Source organism: Pseudomonas sp. F220, from assembly GCF_057813935.1.
In genome coordinates this window covers 46801-62637 of sequence record NZ_JBVASJ010000015.1, presented here as the reverse complement: position 1 = coordinate 62637, position 15837 = coordinate 46801, and the positions used below count along the sequence as shown (strand labels likewise).

14 protein-coding genes, 1 tRNA gene and 2 pseudogenes are annotated in these 15837 nt (G+C 56.5%); 12 read left to right on the top strand and 5 right to left on the bottom strand.

Annotation, left to right across the window (positions count from 1 at the left end):
* Window positions 1-106: 106 nt before the first annotated feature.
* The 5 genes from murI to hemA are packed head-to-tail and all read right to left on the bottom strand — an operon-like array spanning window position 107 to window position 4839.
* Window positions 107-898, bottom strand: coding sequence for a glutamate racemase (gene murI, locus ACZYSM_RS15220; RefSeq protein WP_489072305.1), 792 nt, complete (start codon window positions 896-898; stop codon window positions 107-109).
* Window positions 891-1646 (bottom strand): molybdopterin-synthase adenylyltransferase MoeB, encoded by a 756-nt coding sequence (locus ACZYSM_RS15215; RefSeq protein ID WP_489072304.1) that lies wholly within the window; start codon window positions 1644-1646, stop codon window positions 891-893. The genes murI and ACZYSM_RS15215 overlap by 8 nt, the downstream gene beginning before the upstream one ends.
* Window positions 1640-2470, bottom strand: a complete 831-nt coding sequence (gene prmC / locus ACZYSM_RS15210) for a peptide chain release factor N(5)-glutamine methyltransferase (protein WP_489072303.1) — start codon at window positions 2468-2470, stop codon at window positions 1640-1642. Before prmC ends, ACZYSM_RS15215 begins: the two co-directional genes overlap by 7 nt.
* Entirely contained in the window at window positions 2471-3553 is a 1083-nt protein-coding gene (prfA, locus tag ACZYSM_RS15205) for a peptide chain release factor 1 (protein ID WP_489072302.1), read from the bottom strand.
* Window positions 3550-4839, bottom strand: a complete 1290-nt coding sequence (gene hemA / locus ACZYSM_RS15200) for a glutamyl-tRNA reductase (protein WP_489072301.1) — start codon at window positions 4837-4839, stop codon at window positions 3550-3552. The genes prfA and hemA overlap by 4 nt, the downstream gene beginning before the upstream one ends.
* Window positions 4840-5117: 278 nt before the next feature.
* Between hemA and ACZYSM_RS15195 the strand changes: the two genes are divergently transcribed.
* The 12 genes and pseudogenes from ACZYSM_RS15195 to ACZYSM_RS15140 all read left to right on the top strand — a co-directional run.
* On the top strand, window positions 5118-6842 hold the full coding sequence (locus ACZYSM_RS15195; protein WP_489072300.1) for a tetratricopeptide repeat protein: 1725 nt from the start codon (window positions 5118-5120) through the stop codon (window positions 6840-6842).
* Window positions 6843-6846: 4 nt separating this feature from the next.
* Window positions 6847-7464 (top strand): lipoprotein insertase outer membrane protein LolB, encoded by a 618-nt coding sequence (gene lolB, locus ACZYSM_RS15190; RefSeq protein WP_489072299.1) that lies wholly within the window; start codon window positions 6847-6849, stop codon window positions 7462-7464.
* A 1-nt stretch (window position 7465) separates the two neighbouring features.
* Window positions 7466-8317, top strand: coding sequence for a 4-(cytidine 5'-diphospho)-2-C-methyl-D-erythritol kinase (gene ispE, locus ACZYSM_RS15185; protein WP_489072298.1), 852 nt, complete (start codon window positions 7466-7468; stop codon window positions 8315-8317).
* Window positions 8318-8351: 34 nt separating this feature from the next.
* A tRNA-Gln gene (locus ACZYSM_RS15180) sits at window positions 8352-8426 on the top strand.
* A 47-nt stretch (window positions 8427-8473) separates the two neighbouring features.
* The gene (locus ACZYSM_RS15175) at window positions 8474-9415 is read left to right on the top strand and encodes a ribose-phosphate pyrophosphokinase (RefSeq protein WP_003208392.1); all 942 of its coding nucleotides are present in this window, start codon (window positions 8474-8476) and stop codon (window positions 9413-9415) included.
* A gap of 142 nt (window positions 9416-9557) precedes the next feature.
* Window positions 9558-10154, top strand: a complete 597-nt coding sequence (locus ACZYSM_RS15170) for a 50S ribosomal protein L25/general stress protein Ctc (protein ID WP_489072297.1) — start codon at window positions 9558-9560, stop codon at window positions 10152-10154.
* 168 nt (window positions 10155-10322) lie between these two features.
* Window positions 10323-10907: an aminoacyl-tRNA hydrolase gene (gene pth, locus ACZYSM_RS15165; protein WP_489072296.1), complete on the top strand. Its 585-nt coding sequence runs from the start codon at window positions 10323-10325 to the stop codon at window positions 10905-10907.
* Between the two features lie 22 nt (window positions 10908-10929).
* The gene (gene ychF, locus ACZYSM_RS15160) at window positions 10930-12030 is read left to right on the top strand and encodes a redox-regulated ATPase YchF (protein WP_489072295.1); all 1101 of its coding nucleotides are present in this window, start codon (window positions 10930-10932) and stop codon (window positions 12028-12030) included.
* A 102-nt stretch (window positions 12031-12132) separates the two neighbouring features.
* Window positions 12133-12439 (top strand): annotated as a pseudogene (locus tag ACZYSM_RS15155) (IS3 family transposase); the annotation flags it as partial.
* 332 nt (window positions 12440-12771) lie between these two features.
* Window positions 12772-13755 (top strand): tetratricopeptide repeat protein, encoded by a 984-nt coding sequence (locus ACZYSM_RS15150; protein WP_489072294.1) that lies wholly within the window; start codon window positions 12772-12774, stop codon window positions 13753-13755.
* A 182-nt stretch (window positions 13756-13937) separates the two neighbouring features.
* Window positions 13938-15359, top strand: a complete 1422-nt coding sequence (locus tag ACZYSM_RS15145; protein WP_489072293.1) for an undecaprenyl-phosphate glucose phosphotransferase — start codon at window positions 13938-13940, stop codon at window positions 15357-15359.
* A gap of 91 nt (window positions 15360-15450) precedes the next feature.
* Window positions 15451-15723: pseudogene (locus ACZYSM_RS15140) on the top strand (ATP-binding protein); the annotation flags it as partial.
* Window positions 15724-15837: the final 114 nt, after the last annotated feature.

The following is a 15837-nucleotide window of genomic DNA, read 5'->3' as shown; positions in this document are numbered from 1 at the left end:
TCCGAACGTTTTCGTTTGGTTTTGTACTACTCAACAGACTAGCTATAGAAGTGGGTGCTGACGCAGAAGTTCAGGCCTTTTTAATCGCTTTTTTTTCACGACTTTTTTACCCGGGGAAGCTTCGCACAACGCCAGACTCACTCCATAGCAGCGGCAGGATACTTCTCAGATGCTCAGGGCTGGCACTGGTCCAGAATTGCGCTTCGCGTGCGGGGCCTTCGGCGAGCATTTCACGCTCGGCGAGCAAGCGTTGAAGTTGCCGGGCGACGGCGGCGCCGGTATCGATCAGGCTGATGTCGTCCGCGAGCATCTGCTTGAGCAATGGCTTGAGAAAGGGATAGTGGGTGCAGCCGAGAATGATTGTGTCGCAACCTGCCGCCAGTAAGGGCTCGAGGTAACCTTGAAGCAACTGGCGAAGCGCGGGACTGTGCAGGTCACCCGCTTCAATCAACTCAACCAGCCCCGGGCAAGGTTGAGTGATGACTCGCACATCGGTGGCGAAACGATCGAGCAACGCGGCGAATTTGGCGCTCTGCAAGGTTCCGGTGGTCGCCAGCACGCCGACCACACCACTACGGGTTGCCGCCGCCGCCGGTTTGACCGCGGGCTCCATGCCGACAATGGGCCAGTCCGGGTAATCGCGACGCAAGTCCGCAACACCGGCCACCGTCGCCGTGTTGCAGGCCAGCACCAACGCCTTGGCGCCCTGCTGCGCGAAAAACTCAGCCATCACGCTGCAGCGCTGACGAATGAACTCCGGGGTTTTCTCACCATAGGGGATATTGCCGCAGTCGGCGACATAGAGCAGAGATTCGTTGGGCAACAAACGACTAATCTCTTCCAGTACCGACAGACCGCCGACACCAGAGTCGAACACGCCAATCGGCGCTTCACGCATGTTTTGGCCCACAGACACTGCAGCCAGGATCACGTTTGACGCGCAGCTCGCGAAAACGCGCGCCCAAAGCATCGATCAACAGCAAGCGGCCCACCAGCGGTTCGCCGAAGCCCACCAACAATTTCAACGCCTCAAGAGCTTGCAGACTGCCGACCAGCCCCACCAGCGGACCGAGCACACCGGCTTCACTGCAGGTCAATTCGGCTTCGCTGCCGTGCCCATATAAGCAGTGGTAACAAGGGCTCTCGGGGCGACGCGGATCAAACACCGACAATTGCCCTTCCAGACGAATCGCCGCGCCGCTGACCAAGGGTTTGCTGGCCGCCACGCAGGCAGCATTCACGGCTTGGCGAGTAGAAAAGTTATCGGAGCAATCGAGAACCAGATCGACAGCAGCCACGACGGCCGCCAGCGAGTCTTCGTCCAGCGCTGAGCGATGGGCGATCAACTGGATCTCTGGATTGATCGCTGTAAGGCGACGAATCGCCGAATCGACCTTGCTCAAGCCAACGCTGTCGGTGTCATGAATGATTTGCCGTTGCAGGTTGGTCAGGTCTACCGTGTCGAAGTCCGCCAGATGCAGCTCGCCAACCCCCGCCGCCGCCAGATACAACGCCACCGGCGCGCCGAGGCCGCCGAGACCGACGATCAATACGCGGCTGTTCTTCAGGCGCAACTGACCGTCGATGTCGACATGCTGCAACAGAATCTGCCGGCTATAGCGCAACAGCTCCTGATCATTCAGCACGGTAGACGCCCCAGGCTGATGCGTTCGTGGCCGCCCAGGTCTTTACGACTGTGGACCTCTTCAAAGCCTTGGCCCAGCAGCAAATCACGCACCGCCAGCGCCTGATCGTAGCCATGTTCAAGCATCAACCAACCGCCCGCCTCAAGGTGTTGCGGTGCCTGGGCGATGATCAGACGCAAATCGTCGAGCCCATCCACCCCCGCCACCAGCGCACTGGCAGGCTCGAAACGCACGTCGCCTGCGACCAGATGCGGATCGGCATCGGCAATGTAGGGCGGATTACTGATAATCAGCTGAAAACGATGATCTTCCAGCGCACTGAACCAATGGCTGCTCATTACTGCCGCGTTGTTCAGGTGCAGACGCTGGCGGTTGCGCTCGGCCAGAGCGACGGCTTCGAGCACTCGATCCACCGCCGTAACGTGCCAGGCCGGGCGTTCGCTGGCCAGGGCCAAGGCAATCGCGCCGCTACCGGTCCCCAGATCGAGCACCCTGGCAGGCGTTTCCGGCAACAGTTCCAGCGCAGCCTCTACCAGCAACTCAGTGTCTGGACGCGGAATCAGCGTATGCGGTGCGACTTCAAGATCCAGCTTCCAGAAACCCTGCTGACCGAGGATATAAGCCACCGGCTCGCCGGAACGGCGACGCAGCAGGTAGTCGGCAAAAATCAGCGCGGCTTCGCTGCTGACAATTCGTTCTGGCCAGGTGTGCAGAAAACTGCGGGACTTGCCCAAGGCCGCCGCCAGCAACAACTCGGCATCCAGGCGGGCCGTGGGTGAATCAGGCAGTTCGGCAGCGCGTAACAAGCTGGCAATAATCGTCATTTACTCACCTATCGATGCCAGTTGATCGGCCTGATACTCGGCCAGCAACGGCTCGATCACCGCATCGACGCCGCCCGCGAGAATTTCATCGAGGGAATACAGGGTCAGGTTGACCCGGTGATCGGTCACCCGTCCCTGGGCAAAGTTATAGGTGCGGATCCGCTCGGAGCGATCACCCGAACCCACCAGCAACTTACGCTCGCTGGCGATGGCGTTGGCCGCGGCGCTGGTCTGCTGGTCGTTCAACTTGGCCGACAGCCAGGACATGGCCCGCGCGCGGTTCTTGTGCTGAGAACGTTCCTCCTGACACTCAACCACAATCCCTGAAGGAAGGTGAGTGATGCGGATCGCCGAGTCGGTCTTGTTGACGTGCTGACCACCGGCACCGGAGGAGCGATAGGTGTCGACCCGCAAATCCGCCGGGTTGATCTCGATGGCTTCCTGTTCATCCGGTTCAGGCAATACCGCCACGGTACAGGCCGACGTGTGGATACGGCCCTGGGATTCTGTCGCCGGAACCCGTTGCACCCGATGGGCACCCGATTCGAATTTCAGCTTGCCGTAGACATTGTCACCTTCGACCCGGGCAATGACTTCTTTATAGCCGCCGTGCTCGCCTATGTTCTCTGAGAGGATTTCCACCCGCCAGCCGCGACGCTCGGCGTAGCGCGAATACATGCGGAACAGGTCGCCGGAGAAAATCGCCGCTTCGTCACCACCGGTGCCGGCACGAATCTCGAGGAACACGTTGCGCCCATCGTTAGGATCCTTGGGCAGCAGCATGCGTTGCAGATCGCCTTCGAGTTCGATCAGCCGCTCTTTGGCTTCGCGCACTTCCTCAACGGCCATTTCACGCATATCCGGGTCGCTGTCCTTGAGCAGCGCCTGGGCGCCTTCAAGGTCAGCTTGAACCTTAAGCAGTTGTGTATAGGTGGTAACAATCGGCTCAACTTCCGCGTACTCCTTGGAATAGGTGCGGAATTTGTTTTGATCAGAAATGACTTCGCCATCGCCAAGCAAGGCGGTCAATTCCTCGAAACGGTCCTGGAGGATGTCCAGCTTATTAAGCAGTGACGCTTTCATTGCGGTTTTTTATCCGAAAAGCTATCCGATGGGCCCTCACCGAGGGCAAAGAGTTCCTGAGCCATGGCCAGCGCATCGAGGCGGCCTTCGGCGGAAAGCTTTTTCAACTGCACGCTCGGGGCATGCAGCAATTTATTGGTCAGGCCGCGGGCCAGTTGCACCAGCACATCTTCGGCGTTGCTGCCATTGGCGAGCATGCGCTGGGCCTTGAGCAGCTCTTCATCGCGCAGGCGTTCGCTCTGCTGACGGTACGCCTTGAGCACGTCCACCGCCGCCAGTTCACGCAAGCGCACCATGAAGTCGTCGGCGCCGATGGACACCATTTCTTCAGCCGCTTGGGCAGCACCCTGACGGCTCTTGAGGTTTTCGGCGACCACTTCGTGGAGATCATCGACGCTATAGAGGTAAACGTCGTCCAACTCGCCGACTTCCGGCTCGATATCGCGCGGCACGGCGATGTCGACCATGAAGATCGGTTTGTGCTTACGCAACTTCAATGCACTCTCGACCGCGCCCTTGCCCAGAATCGGCAACTGGCTGGCAGTAGAGCTGATGACAATGTCGCTGCGAACCAATTCTGCCGGGATGTCCGAGAGCAGCACCGCGTGGGCTCCGAACTGCTCGGCCAGAATGCTCGCGCGCTCCAGGGTGCGGTTGGCCACCACGATACGCTTGACGCCAAGCTCATGCAGATGCCGGGCGACCAGCGTGATGGTCTCACCGGCGCCGATCAGCAAGGCCTGGCTGCGTTGCAAGTCGCTGAAAATCTGTTTCGCCAGGCTAACGGCGGCGAAGGCCACCGACACCGGGTTTTCGCCAATGGCCGTGTCGGTGCGCACCTGTTTGGCGGCATTGAACGTGGCCTGGAATAAGCGCCCGAGCAACGGGCCAATGGTGCCGGCCTCACGGGCCACGGCATAGGCGGACTTCATCTGACCGAGAATCTGCGGTTCGCCCAGCACCAGTGAATCCAGCCCCGAGGCCACACGCATCATGTGACGAACGGCCGCATCATCTTCATGCACATAAGCGCTGGCGCGCAGCTCGTCGAGGCTCAAATGGTGGTAATCGGCCAACCAGCGCAGCACGGCGTCAGACGAAAGGTGATCCTGTTCTATATAGAGTTCACTGCGATTGCAGGTGGAGAGGATCGCAGCTTCGCGGCTGTCGGTGAGGCGGCAGAGCTGCTGCAAGGCCTCAACCAACTGCTCAGGGGTAAAGGCCACGCGCTCGCGGACGTCTACTGAAGCAGTTTTGTGGTTAATACCGAGTGCAAGAAAGGCCATTCAAGGTCGCTGATGATGTCGAGAAGCCGACAATTGTCCTACTTCGCCAGATTCAGAACAACCACTGCCGCACCGAATCCCCCGGCACGAGCTGCCAAAGGCTGCGATCTTTCGGTGTTTTCGGGTACGTCGAAGGGCAAGACCAAAAAATCGCCGGCTACGCCAGCGCCTACGTGAAGCGTTCAAACGCACGTCAATATGAATTGACGGGGCGGTTATGTTTGGCCGAAGGCTTGTGTCATGATGATCTGACCGCAGGTTAGTCGTCCTCTTCCTATATGAATAGATCTTCCGCGTTGCTCCTCGCTTTTGTCTTCCTAAGCGGCTGCCAATCCTTGGCACCCGGATCATCGGACGGCACGCCGTCGGTTGAAGACAGCACTCCGGCCCCTGAAAAGCCCAAGGTTTACAGCTCGTTCAGCGAAGATACGATCTTCAGCCTGCTGAGCGCAGAACTGGCTGGCCAGCGCAATCGTTTCGACATTGCGCTGGACAACTACGTGACCCAGGCCATCAATACCCAGGATCCGGGAATCTCCGAACGGGCGTTCCGCATCGCCGAGTACCTGGGTGCCGATCAGGCAGCGCTGGATAGCGCGCTGATATGGGCGAAAAACGCCCCGAACGATCTGGAGGCACAACGTGCCGCAGCCGTTCAATTAGCCCGCGGTGGGCGTTATGACGACTCCATGGTCTACATGGAGAAAGTCCTGCAAGGCAAAGGCGACACCCATTTTGACTTTCTTGCCTTGTCTGCCGCCGATACCGACCAAGACACCCGCAACGGTTTGATGAAAAGTTTTGACCGTTTGTTGCAGAAACACCCGAACAACGGTCAGTTGATCTTCGGGAAGGCCTTGCTGCTGCAACAGAATGGTGAGACCCAGAGCGCATTGACTCTCCTGGAAAAAAATCCACCGGAAGCGGGCGAAATAGCGCCGCTGCTGCTCCGTGCACGCCTGCTGCAAAGCTTGAATCGCGGCAAGGAAGCCTTGCCACTGCTTGAAAAAAGCATCCGTAAATACCCGGACGACAAACGCCTGCGCCTGACTTACGCGCGCATGCTGGTCGAACAGAACCGCATGGACGACGCCAAAGTCGAGTTCTCCAGCCTGGCTCAGCAATACCCGGAAGATGACGAACTGCGTTACTCCCTGGCACTGGTCTGTCTGGAAGCCAAGGCTTGGGGGGAGGCCAAGGGTTACCTGGAAGACCTCATTGCTCGCGAAAGCCACGTCGATTCGGCGCACCTGAATCTGGGCCGCATCGCCGAAGAACGCAATGATCCGCAAGGTGCATTGATCGAGTACGCCCGGGTCGGCCCGGGCAATGACTACCTGCCGGCGCAACTGCGTCAGGCCGATATTCTGATGAGCAATGGTCGCACCAGCGAAGCCGAAAGCCGTTTGACCACCGCCCGCGACACTCAACCCGATTACGCTATTCAGCTGTATCTGATCGAGGTCGAGACCTTGTCTGCCAATAAACAGGGCGATCGCGCCTGGAAAGTATTGCAGCAAGCCTTGCAGCAATACCCGGACGATCTGAATCTTCTGTACACCCGCGCCATGCAAGCGGAAAAGCGCAATGACCTGGCGCAGATGGAAAAAGACCTACGACTGATCATCAAACGCGATCCGGATAATGCAATGGCGTTGAATGCCCTTGGCTACACCTTGTCGGACCGTACAACGCGTTATGCCGAAGCCAAGGTGCTGATCGAACAGGCTCACCAGCTGAATCCGGAAGACCCGGCAGTACTCGACAGCCTTGGCTGGGTGAACTTTCGCCTGGGCAACCTCGATGAAGCCGAACGCTTGTTGCGTCAGGCCCTTGAGCGCTTCCCGGATCAAGAAGTCGCTGCGCATCTGGGCGAAGTCCTGTGGTCCAACGGCAAACAACGCGAAGCCAAGCAAATCTGGGGCAAATTCCTCAAGGATCAGCCCGACAGCCCTACCCTGCGCAGCACCATCAAGCGCCTGACCGGATCCGAGACTCTTTAAGATTATGTTTTTGCGCCACGTTATCGTTTTCAGCTTTATCGCCCTGCTAGCCGGTTGCGCGGGCTTCGGCGCCCGTGAGTCCGTCGAGGGTCACGGCGATCCCGCGCAATGGCGCGTGAATAAACAACAGCTGAGCAGCCTCGATGGTTGGCAGATCAGCGGCAAGGTTGGCATTCGCGCCCCGAAAGACTCGGGCAGCGGCACCTTGTTCTGGCTACAACGTCAGGACTATTACGACATCCGCCTGTCCGGCCCACTGGGTCGCGGCGCGGCACGTCTGACCGGTCGCCCCGGTCAGGTGGCACTGGAAGTCGCCAACCAGGGACGCTATGAAGCGCCTACGCCCGAAGCCCTGCTGGAAGAGCAGCTCGGCTGGAAGCTGCCGGTCTCGCACCTGGTCTGGTGGGTTCGTGGCCTTCCTGCGCCTGACAGCAAAAGCCGCCTGAAACTCGACGCCAACAGCCGTCTGGCCAACCTTGAGCAGGATGGCTGGCAGGTCGAGTATTTGAGCTACGCCGAACAGAGCGGTTTCTGGCTACCCGAACGAATCAAACTGCATGGTCCGGACCTCGACGTCACCCTGGTGATCAAGGACTGGCAACCGCGCAAGCTGGGGCAATGACATGACCGCGACTCGCCTGACCCTGCCTGCTCCGGCAAAACTCAATCTGATGCTGCATATCCTCGGTCGCCGTGAAGACGGCTACCACGAGCTGCAGACGCTGTTTCAGTTTCTCGATTACGCCGACGAGCTGACCTTTGCCGTTCGCGATGACGGCATCATCAAATTGCATACCGAATTCGATGGCGTTCCCCACGACAGCAACTTGATCGTGCGCGCAGCAAAAAAACTTCAGGAACAATCCGGTTCCACGCTGGGAATTGATATCTGGATCGAAAAAATTCTGCCCATGGGCGGCGGAATCGGCGGCGGCAGTTCAAACGCAGCGACCACTCTGCTCGGCCTCAATCACCTCTGGCAGTTGGGCTGGGATGAGGATCAGCTAGCGATTTTGGGTCTGACGTTAGGCGCCGACGTCCCGGTTTTCGTGCGCGGACACGCCGCTTTTGCTGAAGGTGTCGGTGAAAAACTCACCCCTGTAGACCCCGAAGAGCCTTGGTATCTGGTGCTTGTGCCGCAAGTCTCTGTAAGTACAGCAGAAATTTTTTCAGATCCGTTGTTGACACGTAACTCTTCTCCCATTAAAGTGCGCCCCGTTCCCAAGGGAAACAGTCGAAATGACTGCTTACCGGTTGTAGCGAGGCGTTACCCAGATGTACGTAACGCTTTGAATTTGTTAGGTAAATATACCGAAGCAAAATTAACCGGAACTGGAAGTTGTGTGTTTGGGGGCTTCCCAAGCAAAGCTGAAGCTGATAAAGTCTCGGCCCTTCTTACAGAGACCCACACAGGGTTTGTAGCAAAGGGAAGCAACGTTTCGATGTTGCATCGCAAACTACAAAGTCTGCTCTGAGAACCGAGTGCTGGGCACTCGTAGCAACAAATACAGGGGCGTCGCCAAGCGGTAAGGCAGCAGGTTTTGATCCTGCCATGCGTTGGTTCGAATCCAGCCGCCCCTGCCATTTTCCTATACTCATCCAGGTATACCCTCAGCCGGCAGGTACTGCGCGTGTCCAAGATGATGGTCTTTACGGGGAACGCTAACCCCGATCTGGCTCGGCGTGTTGTACGTCAGCTGCATATCCCACTCGGTGACATTTCTGTCGGTAAGTTTTCCGACGGCGAAATCACCGCTGAGATTAATGAAAACGTCCGCGGTAAAGACGTCTTCATCATTCAGCCGACGTGTGCTCCGACCAACGATAACCTGATGGAACTCGTCGTGATGGCTGATGCCTTCCGCCGCTCCTCAGCAACTCGAATCACTGCGGTGATCCCCTACTTTGGTTATGCCCGTCAGGATCGCCGTCCGCGTTCCGCACGTGTGGCTATCAGCGCGAAAGTCGTCGCTGACATGCTTACCGTAGTCGGCATCGATCGTGTTCTCACGGTTGATTTGCATGCTGACCAGATCCAGGGCTTCTTCGATATTCCGGTAGATAACATCTACGGCTCCCCAGTATTGGTGGATGACATCGAAGACCAACGCTTCGAAAACCTGATGATCGTGTCCCCGGACATTGGCGGCGTCGTGCGTGCACGTGCTGTTGCCAAATCCTTGGGCGTGGATCTCGGGATCATCGACAAGCGCCGTGAGAAAGCCAATCACTCTGAAGTGATGCATATCATCGGTGATGTTGAAGGGCGTACCTGTATTCTGGTCGATGACATGGTTGATACCGCCGGCACCTTGTGCCACGCGGCTAAAGCCTTGAAAGAGCATGGCGCTGCCAAGGTCTTTGCCTACTGCACACACCCTGTGCTGTCGGGTCGAGCGATCGAAAACATTGAAAATTCCATGCTGGATGAGCTGGTGGTGACTAACACCATCCCGCTGTCCGCTGCAGCACAAGCCTGTTCGCGTATCCGTCAACTGGATATCGCACCGGTAGTTGCCGAAGCGGTTCGCCGCATCAGCAACGAAGAATCGATCAGCGCGATGTTCCGCTAAGGGCCCTGCCCTTCGTATTCATCTCGATGACGAAAAGCGCCCCGCCCCAGCATTCTTGTTGGGGCGGGGCTTTTTTGCCCATATCGCCTTTAAGCGCTGGTCGCAAACGCTGGGGCGAATGTGGTTATTTTGGAGATACAACATGAACGATTTTACTCTGAATGCTGAAGTGCGTTCCGACCTGGGGAAAGGTGCGAGCCGCCGCCTGCGTCGTCTCGCAAGCCTGGTTCCAGCTGTAGTTTACGGTGGCGAAAAAGCCCCTGAATCCATCAGCATGCTGGCCAAAGAAGTTGCCAAACTGCTCGAAAACGAAGCGGCTTACAGCCACATCATCGAGCTGAACGTTGGCGGCACCAAGCAAAACGTCGTGATCAAAGCTCTGCAACGTCACCCGGCCAAAGGCCACGTGATGCACGCTGACTTCGTACGCGTTGTAGCTGGCCAGAAATTGACCGCTCACGTACCAGTACACTTCGTTGGCGAAGAAGCTCCGATCAAGAAAGGCGGCGAAATTTCGCACGTTGTTGCTGAAGTCGAAGTTTCTTGCTTGCCAAAAGACTTGCCTGAATTCATCGAAGTCGACCTGGCTAACGCCGAAGTTGGCTCGATCGTTCACCTGTCTGACCTCAAAGCCCCTAACGGCGTTGAGTTCGTGGCTCTGGCACACGGCAACGACCTGGCTGTCGCCAACGTCCACGCTCCACGTGTTGCTCCAGCTGCAGAAGGCGCTGCAGAGTAATTCACTCTGTACGCCGGAGTTTCAGGAAACATCGCGGACTAGAGCGTAGCGAGAAAGCGGGCGAGAACGCGGAGTTTACATAATGGTAAATGAGCATTTTTCGTCCACTTTCGCCGCACCACCTCAACGCGGCGATGTTATCCACAACTCCAAGGAAGGGCCCCTGACGTGACTGCCATACAACTGATCGTTGGCCTGGGAAATCCAGGCACCGAATACGAACAGACCCGGCATAACGCAGGGGCCCTTTTTGTTGAGCGCATCGCCTCGGCCCAACGCATCAATCTGGTGCCCGAGCGCAAATTTTTTGGCCTGACCGGTCGCTTCACGCATCAAGGTCAGGATGTTCGTCTGCTGATTCCCACCACGTTCATGAACCGAAGTGGTCAGGCCGTAGCGGCGCTTGCCGGTTTTTACCGCATCCCACCGGAAGCGATATTGGTGGCGCACGACGAACTTGACTTGCCACCCGGCGTAGCCAAGCTCAAACAGGGCGGCGGGCATGGCGGTCATAACGGCCTGCGCGACATCATCGCGCAGCTCGGCAATCAGAATACCTTTCACCGCTTGCGGCTTGGCATCGGCCACCCAGGCGTCGCCAGCATGGTTTCCAATTTTGTCCTGGGTCGAGCGCCACGCGCAGAACAGGAGAAGCTGGATGCCAGCATCGATTTTGCCCTCGGCGTGCTGCCGGATATCCTCGCCGGTGAATGGAACCGCGCGATGAAAAACCTGCACAGCCAGAAGGCCTGACTCTTATCCGAGGGGAAACACCATGGGATTCAACTGCGGCATCGTCGGCCTGCCTAACGTCGGCAAGTCCACCCTGTTCAACGCCCTGACCAAATCCGGTATCGCGGCCGAGAACTTCCCCTTCTGCACCATCGAACCGAACACCGGTATCGTGCCGATGCCGGATAAGCGTCTGGACGCGTTGGCGGCCATTGTAAATCCCAAGCGCGTCCTGCCGACCACCATGGAATTCGTCGACATCGCAGGCCTCGTTGCCGGCGCCTCGAAAGGTGAAGGTCTGGGCAACAAGTTCCTGGCCAACATCCGCGAAACCGATGCCATCGCTCACGTGGTCCGCTGCTTCGAAGACGAGAACGTAATCCACGTCTCCAACAGCGTCGACCCGAAACGCGACATCGAAATCATCGACCTTGAGTTGATCTTCGCCGACCTCGACAGCTGCGAAAAGCAACTGCAGAAAGTCACCCGCAACGCCAAGGGCGGTGACAAAGACGCAGTGGTCCAGAAAGGCCTGCTGGAACAACTGATCACTCACTTCACCGAAGGCAAGCCTGCGCGCAGCCTGATGAAGAGCATGAGCGCCGACGAGAAGGCCGTTATCCGCGGCTTCCATCTGCTGACCACCAAACCGGTCATGTACATCGCCAACGTCGCTGAAGACGGCTTCGAAAACAATCCGCTGTTGGACGTGGTCAAGGCCATTGCCGAAGAAGAAGGCGCGATCGTGGTACCGGTCTGCAACAAGATCGAAGCGGAAATCGCCGAGCTCGAAGACGGTGAAGAAAAAGACATGTTCCTCGAAGCCCTGGGCCTCGAAGAGCCTGGCCTGAATCGCGTGATCCGCGCTGGCTACGAAATGCTTCACCTGCAGACCTACTTCACCGCCGGTGTCGAAGAAGTCCGCGCCTGGACCGTGCGCGTCGGTGCTACCGCGCCACAAGCGGCCGGCGTGATCCACACCGACTTCGAAAAAGGCTTTATCCGCGCTGAAGTTATCGCCTACAACGACTTCATCCAGTACAAGGGCGAAGCCGGTACCAAAGAAGCCGGTAAATGGCGTCTGGAAGGTAAGGATTACATCGTCAAAGACGGCGACGTGATGCACTTCCGTTTCAACGTGTAACAGTGACCGTGGATTTACACGGATCTCGATAGACACAAAATCCCCGTAATCACTGGCTGATACGGGGATTTTTGCGTTTTGGGATCACCATCCTCCGCCATTCTGAAAGCTAACAACCTGATTGGCAGCATGAGTCGACGCGGTAACTGCCAAGACTATGCCGTAGCAGAAAGCTTCTTTCAGCTGCTGAAACGGGAGCGGATTAAGCGGAAGATCTACGACACCCGGCAGGTGTGCTCGCGGTGATGTGTTCGATTCCTTCGAGATGCTTTACAACCCAAAACGCCGGCACGGGCTCAACAACCAGCTATCCCCGGTAGAGTTTGAAAAGCGACATTTATTGAGCTTGGAAAGTGTCTGGAAAATCCGGGGCGATTCAGTGGCTGATTACATAGTGCTGCTACAGTGATAGCACACGTCGAGTAAAAGGCAGAGGCGGATTGACGCTACCAGTCTTGGGGGCGCCTAGCGTGCGCTGTGAAGCGTGACTAAAAATGACTGATCGATCAGGGAGGATCTCCTGGATGAATGGCGGGCTAGTGAGAGTCGATTGGACGTCCAGGCCGAAGTGAGTCTAGGGCTGGATGATTATGTGATCGCGGATTACCGTCGTGGCAAGACGGATGTGGAGAGCCTGCGAAGCGCCTACTGCTGCAGATAAGCGCTTACAAGATTTTATGAGATTGGCTGTGCCACGGCTGGCGGCTCATATTCTGCATTGACCTCCAAGGGGTGAATTCGATGAAGATGTATTTGAGCAAAGTTGGCAAAGACGCCTGGGTCGCGCTCCTTGCAGTCTGTTCTGTTGGCTTGGCGGCCTGCTCCTCGCTGGCTGAGAAGGCCAGCAAGTATTACGAGAAGGGTCTGGCGCTGGTGGTGCTGGCTACTGAATGCCTGGCGGCCAATGATGTTGAACGGACCATTGAATATCTGGACCGAAGCTTAAAGGTCAGCGAGAAAAATATTACCCTGCAACTCATCAAGGTGCAGGCGCTGGACTCTTCCGCTCAGACAGCTTCAGCCGAGGCTGTTTTCCGCAAGTTGATTGCGCTCTACCCGCAACCCCGGACCTTGCGCCACGTGCTTGCCCAGTTCTATCTAACCCACAATCGTCCGGATGCGGCTGAAGCCGAGTATCGAGCTATTGCAGCCGAGAATCCGAATGACGTTCAAGCCCGCTTGGATGTGGTGCGCTTTATCACTACCGTCAAAGGGCAAAAAGCGGCGCTGCAGCATTTGCAGGAAGTAATTTCCAGTGACTCTGGTAACCATGAGCTCAGATTTGCGCTTGCCGCCATGCAGCAGTCTCAGGATGATCAGCGCGCCGCCGAGGCGGTATTTCGCTCTATCAACGAGAAATCTGGCGATAGTCCTGATGCCATCAAGGCCAAAGAGCTGGCAGAGCAGATCCGCGGCAGCATCTTTGCTGCTCGCAAGAATTATGTGGGAAGTATTGCAGCTTTTCGGCGCGCCTACGATGCGGCTCCTTCAGATGTTCAGCCGATGGAGTGCAAAGCCGGCATCTTCAGGCTTCGCGAGTGCGGGGATGTTGCCTCGCATCTACGCGAGCCTTTAAGAGTGCTCCAGCATACGGGGGGTGAATCCTTCCTTGGTCCTTTTATCGCTTCGCTGGAGCGCCAGATGTGGATCTATAACGAAGATGATCTAGGGGTTTATTATGGGAATCAGAGTCGATCACGACTCACTTGGTCTGCGGGACTTTGAGTTGTTCGCCAGTGTGTTGCTGGCACTAGGAGCGCTGTCAATGTGGTGCGAATCATCGAAGCTGCGGTGCACCGCTGATGGATCATTCAACGCTGATAAGTTAATTAATAACTATATTTTCATTGCCTTTTTATTGTTTGGTAGATAAGCGTTTTGGATTCTCAATTTAATGAGGTCTAATTATGATATTCGAACCCAGCAGTAGCCGCTCCATACTCCAGCGACGAAGCAGTACCAGTAACGCTATTCAGGCCGGTCTCGATTTTGTTGCTGTGACCGGTGCCGCATGGTATTTGATCGATTATCATATCGGCTTTATAACGCAGGCTTATGTCATCATGCTCCTGTTGCTGCTTGGGGCGTTGGCCGTCGTGTACGACCATTATGCTATTTACCGAAGCAATGTAGGATTTACCGTCAAAGCCTTTAAGCTTTTCAAGGCGTGGTCTGCCGCTTTTGGTTTTCTCGTTGTCATGGCCTTTCTTACCAAACAAAGCGAACAGTACTCGCGTTTATTGGTTGCGCAGTTATTTGTTGTTGGATATTTCGCTCAGTTGCTTTTGCACCTCGCGATACTCGAAGTGCAGAAGAAATTCTTGACCCACCCGGCTCATTTGGAAAGCGCTCTTATTATTGGCTCGGGGGAGCTGGCTAGCTTCCTTCACCAGAAAATAAGCAATAATCCCTGGCTTGGTGAACGGGTGGTCGGTTGTGTGTTGATTGGGGCGGGCGATGATCAGGGGAAGGAGGGCTCAGAAAGCACGCAACGTTTATCGATACTGGGTAACATCTCCGACCTTGATGAGTTAATCGTGCGACATTCCATTCGTACCGTATATTTCGTTACGCCTCTGGATGGCTCGGAGGTCATTAAGGATGTTTACTTAAAGCTGCTTGATAAGCACATTGCTATTAATTGGGTGCCTGACATTTTTTCACTGCGCTTGATCAATCACAGCGTTCGTGAAATTGCCGGTATTCCCGTGCTGACCTTGTCTGAAACTCCGCTGATGGGGATGCGTCTGTTTCTGAAGAATCTTGAGGACAAAGTCTTGGCCTTTCTCATCTTGCTTCTTGCGGCTCCATTGCTGGTGGCTATAGCGATTGCCATCAAGGTCGATAGCCCTGGGCCGGTGTTCTTTCGACAGGAGCGCATGGGGTGGAGTGGAGTTTTTCGTATCTGGAAGTTCAGAAGCATGGTCGTCCATCAGCTGGAAGACGGCATCGTCAAGCAGGCAGAAAAGAATGATCCGCGCATGACCAGGGTTGGAGCCTTTATTCGGCGAACTAGCCTGGATGAGCTACCACAGTTGTTCAACGTTTTGATGGGGGAAATGTCCCTGGTGGGGCCTCGCCCGCACGCTATTCAGCACGATGCTCAGTACTCGCACGGCATCGCAGACTACTTTGCGCGTCATAATATCAAGCCAGGCATCACAGGCCTGGCTCAGGTGCGTGGCTTTCGCGGTGAAACGAGAGATATAGAGCAGATGATTCAGCGTGTTGAGTCTGACATTGAGTACATCAACAACTGGTCGCTCTGGCTCGATTTCGTCATTCTTCTGCGAACGCTGTTTGCCTTCACCGGCAAGCGAGCCTATTAGCCAGTCTTGAGCGCTTGGGCGATCTCAAGTTCCGAGTTACCAGCATCACGGCAAAAGCAGCGTGCTATACCAAGTCAAACACAGGATCGAATACGCCAAGACCGACCTGCTGATCCTCGACGACTGGGGCTTGGCGCCGTTTACCGCCGAGCAACGGCGCGACATGCTGGAGCTGCTGGACGACCGCTACGGCCAGCGCTCGACGCTGGTGACCAGCCAGATGCCGGTGGACAAATGGCATGAGCTGATCGGCGATCCGACCTTGGCTGACGCCATCCTGGATCGGCTGGTGCACAACGCTTACCGCATCGAATTGAAGGGTGAGTCGCTGCGCAAGCGATCGCAGAAATTGACGTCGGCGGGGGACTTCAGACTAACAATGCAAATCTGCGTCGCTTCGCTCCGACTGCCTGTCCGGATGATCGTGGAACGGGTGTCCGGATGTTAGTGGACTGTAAGCGCTCCATAAACCTCACCT

Bases quoted from the DNA above. Each gene is read 5' to 3' on its own strand.
- murI (WP_489072305.1), bottom strand. From the start codon at position 898: ATGCGTGAAGCGCCGATTGGCGTGTTCGACTCTGGTGTCGGCGGTCTG.
- prmC (WP_489072303.1), bottom strand. From the start codon at position 2,470: ATGACGATTATTGCCAGCTTGTTACGCGCTGCCGAACTGCCTGATTCA.
- prfA (WP_489072302.1), bottom strand. From the start codon at position 3,553: ATGAAAGCGTCACTGCTTAATAAGCTGGACATCCTCCAGGACCGTTTC.
- hemA (WP_489072301.1), bottom strand. From the start codon at position 4,839: ATGGCCTTTCTTGCACTCGGTATTAACCACAAAACTGCTTCAGTAGAC.
- ACZYSM_RS15195 (WP_489072300.1), top strand. From the start codon at position 5,118: ATGAATAGATCTTCCGCGTTGCTCCTCGCTTTTGTCTTCCTAAGCGGC.
- lolB (WP_489072299.1), top strand. From the start codon at position 6,847: ATGTTTTTGCGCCACGTTATCGTTTTCAGCTTTATCGCCCTGCTAGCC.
- ispE (WP_489072298.1), top strand. From the start codon at position 7,466: ATGACCGCGACTCGCCTGACCCTGCCTGCTCCGGCAAAACTCAATCTG.
- ACZYSM_RS15170 (WP_489072297.1), top strand. From the start codon at position 9,558: ATGAACGATTTTACTCTGAATGCTGAAGTGCGTTCCGACCTGGGGAAA.
- ychF (WP_489072295.1), top strand. From the start codon at position 10,930: ATGGGATTCAACTGCGGCATCGTCGGCCTGCCTAACGTCGGCAAGTCC.
- ACZYSM_RS15150 (WP_489072294.1), top strand. From the start codon at position 12,772: ATGAAGATGTATTTGAGCAAAGTTGGCAAAGACGCCTGGGTCGCGCTC.
- ACZYSM_RS15145 (WP_489072293.1), top strand. From the start codon at position 13,938: ATGATATTCGAACCCAGCAGTAGCCGCTCCATACTCCAGCGACGAAGC.